Here is a 13,123-nt window from a genome sequence, read left to right as displayed (position 1 = left end):
ATTATAAATACTTTATCGGATTTGTATTTGTCTTTGATAAAATGATTGCAAAATTAGTGATTTTTTTCGAGAGATAGTCTACTAAAAACGATTTTGTGAACTGTTCGCTTTCATAATGTCCAATATCAGCTAATACGATATCATTTTCGGCACTAAAAAAATCGTGATATTTTAAGTCAGCAGTCACCAAAATATCAGCATTAGCAGCTTTTGCGGCCGAAATTGCAAAACTTCCAGAACCACCTAAAACGGCAATGCGTTTAATCGATTTATTTAAGGGTTTTGAATGTCTAATACATTCGGTATTCATTTTATTTTTAATAAATTTAAGGCAATCTTCGGTTTCTAGGGCATTTTCTAGCTCACCAATCATGCCTATTCCAATATGTTGATTGGTGTTTTCTAAGGTTGAGATTTCATAAGCAACTTCTTCATAAGGATGTGCTTCAAAAAGTGTTTTTAATACTTTAGATTCTAAATGTTTTTTGAATGTTACAGAAATGGCGACTTCCTTTTCGGTGTGTAACACACCTTTTTTGCCAATGACAGGATTAGAATTTTCATTTCCTAAGTATGTACCTTGGCCTTCAACATTAAAACTACACGATTCGTAATTGCCTATATTTCCTGCTCCAGCATTAAACAGTGCAGTTCTTAGCTCCTCTGCATTTGCTTTTGGAACGTAGGTTTGTAATTTTTTAATTGTACCCGATTTTGGAATTAATATTTTCTTATTTGTCAATCCTAATTGATCACATATAATTGAATTAACACCTTGATGTGCATTATCTAAAGCAGTATGAATAGAAAATATAGCGATATTATGTTGAATTGCTTTTATGACTACGCGTTCTACATACGTTTTTCCGGTTATTTTTTTTAAACCTGAAAATATAATAGGGTGGAAGCTTACAATAAGATTGCAGTTGTTTTCAATGGCTTCATCCACAACGGCTTCAAGTGTATCTAATGTGACCAGAATACCAGAGACGTTTGCGTTTTTATCGCCAACGAGAAGTCCTACGTTGTCAAAATCTTCAGCATAGGCCAAAGGAGCTAAGTTGTGTAAGTGATTAATGACGTCTTGTATAATCATAAGTGTATATTTGTTTCAAAAATAATATAATTTAGCTGCTGTGAAGTTGATCCGCATCATATTGTTTCCTATTGTACCCATTTATTTCGTAATTACTTGGTTGCGTAATTTGCTATTTGATATGGGAATAAAATCGTCCAAGTCTTACGATTTTCCTGTGATTTGTGTTGGAAACCTGAGTACAGGTGGAACAGGAAAAACACCTATGATAGAATATTTAATTCGACTTTTAAAAGATGAAAAGTCACTTGCCACACTAAGTAGAGGTTATAAACGAAAAACAGAAGGTTTTGTTTTAGCGGATGAAAACGCAACTGCAGATAGTATTGGTGATGAACCTTTTCAGTTTTATAGAAAATTCAAAGCGGTTGCCGTTGCTGTTGATGCCGATAGGCAAAATGGTATTGAAGCGCTTAGAGCCATGAAACCTCAACCTGAAGTAGTTTTATTAGATGATGCTTTTCAACATAGAAAAGTAAAAGCGGGATTTAATATTCTTTTAACCGCTTACAATAATCTCTATTATAAAGATATCGTTCTTCCTACAGGAAATTTACGGGAGCCTCGTGCTGGCGCAGGACGAGCCGATGTGATTGTAGTTACTAAATGTCCTAACAACCTTTTAGATAAAGAGAAAATAGCTGTCATAAAGTGTCTAAAAGCCAATAAGCATCAAGAGGTGTATTTTAGTTATGTGGACTATGCTTTACGCGTAATTTCAGCTTCCAACACGTTAGAATTAAAAGCGTTACCTGAATTTACTTTAGTTACGGGAATAGCCAATGCAAAACCATTGGTTGATTTTTTAGTTGAAAAGGGATTGAAATTCGATCATCTAGAATTTAGTGATCATTATAATTTTAGGACTTCTGATATTGAAAATTTGGCTTCAAAATCATTAATAATTACTACAGAAAAGGATTATGTTAGGTTAAGCAGTCATGGAAGTTTAAAAGATGCATTGTATTATTTGCCTATTGAAATACAGATAGACAAGTCAGCACAATTTAATGCAGCGGTAAAAAGCTTTGTTAACTAAAGAAACTCGACACTATTTTTTCTCCAGATAACGCTGCGTGTAATTTATCTTCAAAATCATCTTGTTTAAATGGTTTGGAAATAATATCATCAAAACCAGCCTCTCCAAACTCGTGCATTTTGTCTTCTAATGTTACTGCTGTTAGAGCAAAAATGGTAAGTTCTTTATCAAATGTTCTAATGATTTTTGTGGCTTCTAGTCCGCTAATACCTGGCATATGGATGTCCATTAACACGACATCGTAAGCCACTTCTTTTACCTGTTCTACTGCAGCTTCACCATTATCAACCACATCACAGTAGAGATCCATTTTATTAAGAATCTTTTTGGTAATCATTTGATTGATTTTATTATCTTCTACAATAAGAATCTTAACGTTGCTTAGATCTAATCCCTTCATTTTATTTTCTTTTTTAACTTCTACTACTTCGGTTTTGTCTATAACTTCATCATATTCTAAAGGGATTTCAAAAAAGAATGTTGTGCCTTTACCAAGCTCACTCTTTAAATCTATTTTTCCTTTGAGAATTTGAATTAGTCCTTTTACAATAGATAAACCTAAACCAGTACCTCCATACTTTCTGTTGATTTGCACGGAGCCTTGAGAGAAGCTCTCAAACATGTGTTCTTGTTTTTCTTTTGTAATACCAATGCCATTATCTTCAATTTCGAAGCGAAGTTTGTACGTATTGTCTTTTAGATCGACTTTGTACGTTCTCACCCAGATGTCTCCATCTTTTGTAAATTTAATAGCATTTCCAAGCAGGTTAATTAAGATTTGGGAAATTTTTAATTGGTCACCAAGAAATGTCTCCGGTAACCCTTTTTCATATTCAAAATGAATTTTAGTATCTTGGTCTTTAGCTGAATTGCTAAGGGCTGAGATTACATTTTCTAATTTGTTTTTAAGGTTAAAATGTTCTGGATCTATTTCAACTTTATTGGCTTCAATTTTATTAATTTGAAGAATGTCGTTGATGAAGGTTAATAGGTAATCTCCAGAGAATTTTAAGGATTTTAAATGTGGAACTTGATGTTCTTTAGGATCTTCATCTAATAACATATTCGTAAGTCCGGTTACAGCATACAATGGTGTACGTAACTCATGAGTGACTGTAGATAAGAAGTTAGCTTTTGTTTTAGAGGCTAATTCTGCTTTTTCTTTTGCAACAATAAGTTCATCATTCTTTTTGTGAAGCATAGTGTTGGTATTCAGTCTTATATTGTTATTTTTATATAACGATAAAGTTAAAAGCGATAAAATTGTAATTAAAGCGATACTTAGGATTGTTGTTATCCTTGTAAACGCGCTTTCTGCACTTACTTCTGTAATTTGTGCTTTTAATTGCGCATTTTCAGCATCCTTATAATTGTTAATAGATTGCCCTGAAATACCAGATACGATGTTTTCTCGCTTTACATTTAAAATGGAGTCAGATAAATGGATATGTTTTTTAATGTACTCGTGAGCACGTTTATAGTTGCCATTTTGTTCATGAATCTCACTTAGAGTAACAAAAGCTTCATTTATATTTTCAATAATATTTTGTGATTGGGCTATGACTAAACCTTCTTCGGTTTGTGATAAAGCCATTTCTGGATACTTAAGCGCACTATATACTTTTCCGCTTTGAATTAAAGCACTGCTTAGAAGATGTTTCTGATCGTATTTTTTAGCTAAAATTATGGTTTGTTCTAGCATGGTTTTAGCCTCTTCATATTGCTCTTGGGCAATATATGCTTTAGCTTCATTTAGTGTAACTTCTGAGATGTACTCTTCTCTATCTACTTGCTCAAATAGGTTTTTAGCGGAAGTGTAATAGGTTAGTGCTTTGTCGTATTCTTGTTGGGTACTAAAAATGACACCTTTAATATTATAGGTAATAGCAAGGTTGCTATAATCACTATTATCACGTTGTAGTTGAATGGCTTTACTAAGTGAAACCGTAGCTTGATCCTCTTCTCCAACGAAAAACTGAACTTTGGCAATTTTGGTGTGAATGGTGCCTTGACTAGTTTTATCGTCTATTTTTTCTGCGATATCTAATGCCTTATCCAAGTTGTCCTTGGCATTATAATAATTGCCACGTTCATTGTCTAATTTGGCTTGGTTTAGATGTTCTTTTAATCTCAAAGAGAGCATGTCTTTATCCTCAGCTTCATCTTGTTGCGCGAAAATAAGACTACAAAAACATGCTAAAAAAACAAATATGTAATATTTGATCTGGGACATTCAGCTCACTTTAATTTAAACAAATATAATTATTTATTCGATAAAAGTGTTTATTTGTCCGATAAATTGTAAATTAAATCCAAAATTCTTGAACTATAGCCTGTTTCATTATCGTACCAGCCCACTATTTTTACCATGTTTCCTATAACGGAAGTCATCTGTGAATCGAAGATACATGAATGTGGATTACCTACAATATCTATTGATACAATAGGGTCTTCCGTGTATTCTAAAATACCTATGAGTTCATTATTAGCTGCATTTTTAAATATATCATTTACGGCTTCAATGGTTGTAGGTTGCTCTACATTTATAGTAATATCGGTTAAAGAACCGTTGGCAACAGGCACTCTAATACCACATCCTCCTATAACATCAGATAAATCGGGAAAAATTTTTGTCAGGGCTTTAGCGGCTCCTGTTGTAGTTGGCACAATAGATTGTCCAGCGGCTCTTGCACGTCTTAAATCTTTATGAGGCTGATCGTGTAGACTTTGGTCGGTTGTATATGAATGTATAGTGGTGATGTAAGCTTGTTTTATGCCCAAATGCGCTTTTATTAAAGCAATCATGGGTGCAGCATTATTAGTGGTGCAAGAGGCGTTTGAAAGAATCGTTTCTGTACCGTCAATACTGTTGTCGTTTACACCTAATACAATAGTTTTGATATCATCCTCTAAGGCTGGAACAGATAAAATAACACGCTCGGCTCCATTCTTAATATGATATTGAAGGTCTTCCTTTGTTTTGAATTTACCCGTAGATTCAATAACAAAACTCGGCTGAACTTTAGACCAATTAATGTTTCTTGGATGAGATTCTCTATATAATGGAATTGACACCTCATTCACAATTATATGATCTTCATCGTAAGAAATAACGTCTTTTAAAACTCCATGTATACTATCGTATTTTAATAAATGACTTAAAGTTCTAGTGTCAGCCAAATCATTTATACCTACGACACGAATTTGTGGATGTTCTAATGCTAATCTAAATACACGACGGCCAATTCGACCGAAACCATTAATGGCTATCGAAATCATTAATTAATATGTTTTTGTGCCTTGTACGATGATCTCACCAAAGCACTACTCTCTACATGTCTAAATCCTAAATCTAAACCAATCGCTTTGTATTCATCAAACTGATCTGGATTTATAAACTGCTTTACTGGTAGGTGCTTTTTACTCGGTTGTAAATACTGCCCTATGGTGACCACATCTACATCCTGCGCTCTTAAATCGTGGAGTGTTTGTATAACTTCTTCACGTTCTTCTCCTAAACCTAACATAATACCAGATTTGGTTCTGCGCTGTCCTTGAGATTTTAAGTATTTTAAAACTCCCATACTGCGATCATACTGCGCTTGGATTCTAACATCTCGTGTTAAACGTCTTACGGTCTCAATATTATGAGAGACCACTTCTGGTGCTACATCAATAATACGATCGATGTGTTTTTCAATACCCTGAAAATCTGGTATTAGGGTTTCAAGAGTTGTTTCAGGGTTCATACGTCTCACTGCTTTTACAGTTTCAGCCCACATAATACTTCCCATGTCTTTGAGGTCATCACGGTCAACACTTGTTAAGACAGCATGTTTAATTTGCATTAATTTAATGGAGCGTGCTACTTTTTCTGGCTCATCCCAATCTACTGTTTCTGGCCGTCCAGTTTTTACACCACAAAATCCACAAGAACGTGTGCATACGTTTCCTAAAATCATAAACGTCGCTGTTCCTTCTCCCCAACATTCGCCCATGTTTGGGCAACTTCCAGACGTGCAAATGGTGTTTAGTTTATACTTGTCAACTAATGTTCTAAGTTCTGTATATTTTTTACCTGTAGGTAATTTTACTCTCAACCATTTTGGTTTGCGTTCTGGTAAAATATTTGAAGCAACGTTTGTATCCATGCAATTATCAATTTCTGCAAGCAAAGATACAAAGTAAATTATAAAGCGGGTGCTCTCAAATAGTGAACGTTTATAATTAGTTCATACCATTTGGAGTTATGATAATTATTAATTTTCGATCTGAAAAAGTAGGCGTATTAACGTTTAATAATTATTTCGGCTAATAATTTTTTGGCTCTTAGAAGTTTAACTTTTACGTTATTAATAGGTTCTTTGAGTTCATCTGAAATTTCTTTGTAACTCAATTCTCGAAAATACCGTAAGTTGATTACCTCTTGATAATGCGGTTTTAGTTTTTTAATATCGCGCAAAAGATTGGCAAGATTTTGCTCTGTTATGATCTTATCTTCAGGTGTTGGTGAATTATCAACAATATCAAAATAGTTGTCTTCGTTATCTTTAGACGTGTTGTTGATAGTTTTTTTCTGTTTTCGGACTAAATCAATATGAATATTTTTTGAAATAGTAATCAGCCACGTTTTAAATTTATAATCTTCATTATAGGTGTTAATCTTATCGAAAGCTTTAGAAAATGTCTGAATGGTTATGTCTTCAGCATCATTTTCATTTAAGGTGCGTTTTAGTTGAAATGCATAGACATCATTCCAAAAGGTATCAAGGAGAAATTTGAATGCAATTTGATTATTATGTTTTGCCTTGTTTATGGCTTCTTTTATTTCCAATGCTTTGGCTTCGATATCAGATTAGCTATAAAGATACTTAATTGTGTGGTAATGAGAAATAATTCTAAAATTGGCATAAGGATAATGAGGTCGGTTTCTTCAAATTTTTTCGCTGTAAAACCAAAACACAACCATTGAACCGCAAAGCGTATACTTAATAAAAATACAATCCAAGGCCATGAAAATCCTACTAACAGAAGTGTTAGTCCTAAAATCCAAAATAATAAATTCGAAATGTAAAATAGACCTAATAAAAACTGATGCTTCTTTTTGTAGAATTTAGCCGTACTTATATGTCTTCTTTTTTGAAGTATCCAAGTTTTAAAGCTTGTTTTTGGTTCTGAAATTGTAAAACTCTCTTTTGTATAGCTTAGTGCTGTGTTAGAGGCATTAGCGACTTCATTAATAAATAAATCGTCATCACCAGATTTAATAGACATATGATTATTGAATCCACAATTATTGAAAAACAACTCTTTTCTGTAGGCCATGTTGCGACCGACCCCCATGTATGGTGTTCCCATTTTGGCATAAGAAAAATATTGTAAAGCTGTCATCACAGTTTCAAATCGAATGAGTTTGTTTAAGATCGAAAACTTCTTTTTTACATAAGCTCCGTAACCTAATACAATAGATTTTTCGTTTGAAAAATGACTACTTATTTCTGTCAGCCACCGATCAGAATTTGGTGTGCAATCGGCATCCGTAAATACTAGAAAATCATGTTTTGAAGCCTTGATGCCTAAGGTGAGTGCATATTTTTTATTTCCCCAAAAAGCTTCATTTGTTTTTACATCAACAAGTTTAATAGCATTGTTTTCAGCTTCATAAGCTTTCATAATTTCTAATGTATCATCATAGGAACTATCGTTGACTAAAACAATTTCAAAACTCGAATAATTTTGACTTAAAATTAGAGGAATGTTTTTCTTTAGATTTTCTGCTTCATTTTTTGCACAGATAATAACAGATATAGGTATCTGCTTTTTTAGTCGTGTTTCGGCACGTTTGATACTAAAAGAGAAAAGAAAACTTAAATAATATATGATTTGAATACTAACAACTGCAATAAATGCATAAAATAGTACTGAGGGAATTACCATTAATGCTTAAGAATGTTGTGGTTCGCTACAGTCTTTATATTCGTCAGGTAATTTACCGCAAAATCCACAAGCCTCTCCTTCTTTATTAAGCATAGGGTTTTGACTTGCGCAAGTACCTGCAAATTTACCATCTTTTTTTGCCCATATTTTTATAGCTATTCCTGCTACAGCAATCGCTAATAATCCTAATGTAAGTAATAGTAATTTCATCTGTTTATATCTATTGTATTTTAATTTCCAGACGGAACATCCTTAAATAAGCTTTTGTTTTAAGCCTTGAAAGTCAGGGTGTTTCATTTAAATGTTTAATTTTAATGCAAAGATAAGGCTTTTACATTTATTTCCTCGCTCATTTTGATGTGACTTAAAATGTTGAAGCTGTGTCCTAATTACTAAATAAACATTTTTACTAATCAATTAATTACAGAATTATGAAAAAATTATTCGCAGAGTTCTTCGGAACGTTTTGGCTTGTTTTTGGTGGTTGTGGTAGTGCAATTTTTGCTGCTGGAATTCCGGATTTAGGCATTGGATTTGTCGGAGTCGCACTCGCATTTGGTCTTACCGTATTAACTATGGCTTATGCCGTTGGGCATGTGTCAGGAGCACATTTTAATCCTGCTGTGTCTATTGGTCTTTGGGCTGGTGGAAAGTTTGAAGCTAAAGATTTGTTGGGTTATATTATTGCTCAAGTTATTGGAGGTATTGCAGCAGCTGGGGTTTTATACCTTATTGTTTCTGGTAAATCAGGATTTGATGGAGTAGGTGGTTTTGCAGCAAACGGTTATGGTGAGTTATCGCCAGACGGTTATAGTATGGTTTCGGCTTTGATTGCAGAGTTTGTATTAACCGCTTTTTTTCTATTGGTTATTTTAGGTAGTACCTATCCAAAAGCACCAAAAGGATTTGCAGGCATTGCGATTGGTTTGGCTTTGGTACTTATTCACTTAATCAGTATTCCTATTACAAACACATCTGTGAATCCTGCACGTTCTTTAAGTCAGGCATTATTTGCTGAAGGTGCTTATTTGTCTCAAGTTTGGTTGTTTTGGGTAGCTCCAATTGCCGGAGCTATAGCTGGAGGTATTATTCATAAAACCTTATTTTCTAAGGATTAAAAGCTGAAAAATTAGTATTATAAAAGAGGCGAAATAATAATTATTTCGCCTCTTTTTAGAGTATTTAAATACTGTGTTTAATGCTTAAAATATTAAAGGTGTTATTCTTCTTTTAACGATATTTCTGCAACTTCAGTATCATTTTCATTTGCGTTATCTCCTTTAGTACCTATTTTAATACTAAGAGCTAAGGCATCTTCCATATATGGAATTTGTTTCAACTTGCGGTCCGATTCATCTAAGATTCCTAAATTAACCATTCTGTCTTGCAACTCGGCCCAAATTTGGTATTGTTGCTCTTTTGGTAATTGAGGTAACGTAATAACATCTATCATAGACGTTTTCTCAATAGGATTAATGTAGGCTACGGTTTTTAAGTTTTTAGCACGTTCATTACCATTAATAACATACTTTTTAGAATCTGGATTGTTCAGCTTCATCAATTCTTTAGATAACTCGTCTAATTTAGAATTGTTACTTTCAATATCGCTTCTTAAATCAAAAATCTCATCAACAACAACATTGTTTTCGCTGTTCAATTCAATATTTTGTTGATAGAGCATAAATGACGTTGCTGCAAATAATATAGCTGCTGCACTCGCTGCAATACTATACCAAGGTGTTTTTCTTTGAGGTGCTAACTGAATGACTTTTGTATCTTCAGTAGTTTTTAAAGATTCTAAAATATCTCCTAAAATATAAGTAGGAGCTTCAACAGCACCTGCTTTTGCGACAATTTCTAAATTATCTTGAAGTTTTTCATAAGCTTGAGCAACTTCTGGATACGTAGAAATAAAGTGTTCAACTTCTTTGGATTCATCCAAAGAAATGTCTCCGACCAAGTACTTGTTAAGTAGGTCTGATTTTAAAAAAATTTGTAGTTTTTTTTCCATGATCAAATAATTTATGGATTGTAAACCTTTTTCAGTTCTCTCAATCCTATTTTTAATCTAGATTTAATTGTGCCAAGCGGAATGTCTAATTCATCACTGGCTTCTTGTTGTGTCATTCCTTGAAAAAATAAGGCATCCAACACAATTTGATATTTTTCTTCTAGTCCTCCAACATGCTTTTTAATGTCCATGACATCTTCGTTAAAATTTGTTGTTGGTAAGATATATACGTTAGATGTTTCAATTTGGACTTCTTTATGGTACCGATTATTAAAACTACGCAGTTTGTCTATGGCTGTATTTCGTGCAATACGAAACAACCAAGTAAAGAGTTTTGCTTTAGAAGCGTCGTACTTTGAAGCGTTTTTCCAAACTTTAACAAAGGTTTCTTGTAAAGCATCTTGCGCCACTTCTTCATTTACTGTTATTTTTAAAATAACACCATAAAGACTATTAGAATAGTTGTCGTAAAGCAAATCTAAAGCACGTTTATCTCCTTGTTGAAGGTAATCGATAATCTTTTGTTCTGTAGGTGTTATACTCAAAGTGTTAAAATCTTATTTTATAGATAGTTAAAACGTCTAAATTGTATTTCTGAACGTAAATATAATTAAATACACCTTAAAGGTGCTTAATATAAAGTCTTAGAATGATTTTATCTTCATAAGAGGTTGATTAATAGCATTTTCAAATAGAAATTATTCTAAATTCAAAAGTCACAATTTAAACTGTGACTTTTGCTTTATATTATATTCACTTCAGTTTCTATACTAATATTAAACAATCGTTTTACTGTTTTTTGTATCAATTGCGCCAATTCAAAAATCTCTTTCCCACTTGCATTGCCATAATTAACCAAAACTAAGGCTTGTTTCTTGTGAACACCATAATCATTAAAACGCTTACCTTTAAATCCTGCTTTTTCAATAAGCCATCCAGCAGGTACTTTTATAGCATCATCAGATATTTTATAAGACGGTACATCTGGAAAGTTACATTCTAACTCACTGAATTCTTTAGCCGAAATTATTGGATTCTTAAAGAAACTACCACTATTACCAATCTCCTTTGGATCTGGTAATTTAGTTTGTCTTATTGTAATTACAGCTTTAGAGATATCTTGGATCGTTGGTGCTGTTATGCCGTTGGCGTCTAGTTCATTTCTAATTACTCCGTAATCCGTATATAATTGATGCTTGGTCTTAGAGAGTTCAAGGTTAACACTTGTAATGATGTATTGGTCTTTTAAATCTTGTTTAAAAATAGATTCTCTATAGCCAAAGTTAGCGTCTTCTTTTGAAAAAGTTTTTACAGATTGATCGTCTATTTTTATCGCCTCACAACTTACGAATACATCTTTAAGCTCAACTCCATAAGCTCCGATATTTTGGATTGGAGCGGTACCAATATTCCCTGGTATTAATGATAAATTTTCAATACCTCCATAGTTGTGTTCTAAACACCAAACTACAAAGTTGTGCCAGTTTTCACCAGCCATTGCTTTAACAATAACAGAATGGTCAGTTTCGCTGATAACTTCAATGCCTTTTAAATTAATATGAAGTACTAAGGCTTCAATATCTTTAGTTAACAACATGTTGCTTCCTCCTCCTAAAATAAATAAAGGAGATGCGTGATAGTCTTTTAAAACAGAAATAAGATTTTCGATAGTGCTAATATCACAATAGGATTGTGCCTTAGCATCTATACCAAAGGTATTAAACGGTTTTAACGAAGCATTGTTAATAATGGTCATTAGTCTTTGTATACTTTTAATGCTTCTTCTAAGATTTTAACAGCAGTTTTTAAACTTTCATTATTTAAGACGTATGCGATACGGATTTGGTTTAAGCCAACTCCAGGTGTAGAATAGAAACCCGCAGCTGGTGCTACCATCACAGTATCGTTATTGTAATCAAAAGATTCCAGTAACCATTTCGCAAAATGATCTGAATTTTTTACGGGTAACTCGGCGATACAATAAAATGCTCCATTTGGTTTTGCAACCTTAACGCCTTCAATTTTCTCTAATCCTTCAATTAGGGTATTTCGGCGTTTTACGTATTCCTCTTTTACGTCATCAAAATAACTTTGAGGTGTATCTAATGCGGCTTCACTTGCAATTTGTGCTAAAGTCGGTGGACTCAATCTAGCTTGAGCAAATTTTAAAGCTGTTTTTATAAACTCCGTATTCTTTGACACTAAATAACCGATACGTGCACCACACATACTGTAACGTTTAGAAACCGAATCAATTATAATAGCATGCTCTTCTAAACCTGGTTCCTGTAAAATGGAATAATGATCAACACCATCATAAACAAATTCTCTGTAAACTTCGTCAGCGATTAAAAATAAATCGTGCTTCTTTACAATGTCTGCTAATTGCTTTATCTCTTCTTTTGAATATAAATAACCTGTAGGATTCCCTGGGTTACAAATTAAAATAGCTTTGGTCTTTGCTGTGATTAATTTCTCGAATTCTTCTATTGGAGGTAAAGCAAAATTATCTTCAATTTTAGAAATTACTGGTACAACTTTCACGCCAGAAGCTGTTGAGAAGCCATTGTAATTAGCGTAAAATGGCTCTGGAATGATGATTTCATCACCTTCGTCCATAATGCTGCCAAAAGCAAATAATAACGCTTCACTACCTCCGGTAGTTACAATGATATCATTATGAGAAACCACTATAGAATTGCGCTTATAATAATCCGAAATCTTTATTCTGTAGCTCTCAGCACCTTCAGATCTGCTATATGCTAGCGTCTCAATGGTTGTGTTTTTTATAGCATCTAGTGCGACTTGTGGAGTTTTTATATCTGGCTGACCTATATTAAGGTAGTATATGTTTTTTCCTTTTTTTTGAGCTTCTTCAGCATAAGGAACCAATTTTCTAATTGGTGATTCTGGCATCTGGATGCCCTTATTTGATATTGATGGCATTTGGTATAGATTTTAAAATGCTAAGTTCTGAAAAATCTTATAGTATATTGGAAAAATACATAAAAAAATGAGCTCTCAATTTGAGAGCTCATTT

General features: G+C 33.3%; 13 protein-coding genes. 2 read left to right on the top strand and 11 right to left on the bottom strand.

Annotated elements, in window-relative coordinates:
* Window position 1 precedes the first annotated feature (1 nt).
* A complete protein-coding gene (locus KO515_RS04460) occupies window positions 2-1,096 on the bottom strand; it encodes a Nif3-like dinuclear metal center hexameric protein (protein ID WP_215935179.1) in 1,095 nt (364 codons plus the stop codon).
* Window positions 1,097-1,136: 40 nt separating this feature from the next.
* Between KO515_RS04460 and lpxK the strand changes: the two genes are divergently transcribed.
* Window positions 1,137-2,135 (top strand): tetraacyldisaccharide 4'-kinase, encoded by a 999-nt coding sequence (gene lpxK, locus KO515_RS04455; RefSeq protein WP_215935178.1) that lies wholly within the window; start codon window positions 1,137-1,139, stop codon window positions 2,133-2,135.
* Here the strand turns inward: lpxK and KO515_RS04450 are convergent.
* The 6 genes from KO515_RS04450 to KO515_RS04425 all read right to left on the bottom strand — a co-directional run bounded on the left by KO515_RS04450 (window position 2,128) and on the right by KO515_RS04425 (window position 8,282).
* On the bottom strand, window positions 2,128-4,368 hold the full coding sequence (locus KO515_RS04450; RefSeq protein WP_215935177.1) for an ATP-binding protein: 2,241 nt from the start codon (window positions 4,366-4,368) through the stop codon (window positions 2,128-2,130). The two genes, lpxK and KO515_RS04450, sit on opposite strands and share 8 nt — an antisense overlap.
* A 50-nt stretch (window positions 4,369-4,418) precedes the next feature.
* On the bottom strand, window positions 4,419-5,414 hold the full coding sequence (gene gap, locus KO515_RS04445) for a type I glyceraldehyde-3-phosphate dehydrogenase (RefSeq protein ID WP_215935176.1): 996 nt from the start codon (window positions 5,412-5,414) through the stop codon (window positions 4,419-4,421).
* Window positions 5,414-6,286, bottom strand: coding sequence for a lipoyl synthase (lipA, locus tag KO515_RS04440; protein WP_215935175.1), 873 nt, complete (start codon window positions 6,284-6,286; stop codon window positions 5,414-5,416). The genes gap and lipA overlap by 1 nt, the downstream gene beginning before the upstream one ends.
* Window positions 6,287-6,423: 137 nt before the next feature.
* Window positions 6,424-6,969 (bottom strand): RNA polymerase sigma factor, encoded by a 546-nt coding sequence (locus KO515_RS04435; RefSeq protein WP_215935174.1) that lies wholly within the window; start codon window positions 6,967-6,969, stop codon window positions 6,424-6,426.
* Window positions 6,960-8,072, bottom strand: a complete 1,113-nt coding sequence (locus tag KO515_RS04430; RefSeq protein WP_215935173.1) for a glycosyltransferase — start codon at window positions 8,070-8,072, stop codon at window positions 6,960-6,962. Before KO515_RS04430 ends, KO515_RS04435 begins: the two co-directional genes overlap by 10 nt.
* A gap of 6 nt (window positions 8,073-8,078) precedes the next feature.
* Window positions 8,079-8,282 carry a membrane or secreted protein gene (locus KO515_RS04425; RefSeq protein ID WP_215935172.1) on the bottom strand — a complete coding sequence of 68 codons (204 nt, stop codon included), beginning with the start codon at window positions 8,280-8,282 and terminating at the stop codon, window positions 8,079-8,081.
* A 221-nt stretch (window positions 8,283-8,503) separates the two neighbouring features.
* On the opposite strand from KO515_RS04425, the gene aqpZ reads away from it, so the two are divergent.
* Entirely contained in the window at window positions 8,504-9,190 is a 687-nt protein-coding gene (aqpZ, locus tag KO515_RS04420; RefSeq protein ID WP_215935171.1) for an aquaporin Z, read from the top strand.
* Window positions 9,191-9,291: 101 nt separating this feature from the next.
* Here the strand turns inward: aqpZ and KO515_RS04415 are convergent, their stop codons facing one another.
* The 4 genes from KO515_RS04415 to KO515_RS04400 form a co-directional block, all read right to left on the bottom strand.
* Complete coding sequence (locus KO515_RS04415) at window positions 9,292-10,083, bottom strand: anti-sigma factor (protein WP_215935170.1); 792 nt, start codon at window positions 10,081-10,083, stop codon at window positions 9,292-9,294.
* A gap of 11 nt (window positions 10,084-10,094) precedes the next feature.
* The gene (locus KO515_RS04410) at window positions 10,095-10,628 is read right to left on the bottom strand and encodes an RNA polymerase sigma factor (protein ID WP_215935169.1); all 534 of its coding nucleotides are present in this window, start codon (window positions 10,626-10,628) and stop codon (window positions 10,095-10,097) included.
* Window positions 10,629-10,825: 197 nt separating this feature from the next.
* The gene (gene murB / locus KO515_RS04405) at window positions 10,826-11,839 is read right to left on the bottom strand and encodes a UDP-N-acetylmuramate dehydrogenase (protein ID WP_215935168.1); all 1,014 of its coding nucleotides are present in this window, start codon (window positions 11,837-11,839) and stop codon (window positions 10,826-10,828) included.
* Entirely contained in the window at window positions 11,839-13,029 is a 1,191-nt protein-coding gene (locus KO515_RS04400; RefSeq protein WP_215935167.1) for a pyridoxal phosphate-dependent aminotransferase, read from the bottom strand. Before KO515_RS04400 ends, murB begins: the two co-directional genes overlap by 1 nt.
* Window positions 13,030-13,123: the final 94 nt, after the last annotated feature.

It is taken from the genome of Winogradskyella psychrotolerans (assembly GCF_018860545.1).
In the GTDB taxonomy this organism is placed as follows: Bacteria; Bacteroidota; Bacteroidia; order Flavobacteriales; family Flavobacteriaceae; genus Winogradskyella; species Winogradskyella psychrotolerans_A.
Note: the sequence above shows the minus strand (reverse complement) of the source record. Positions and strands in the feature narration are given on the sequence as shown.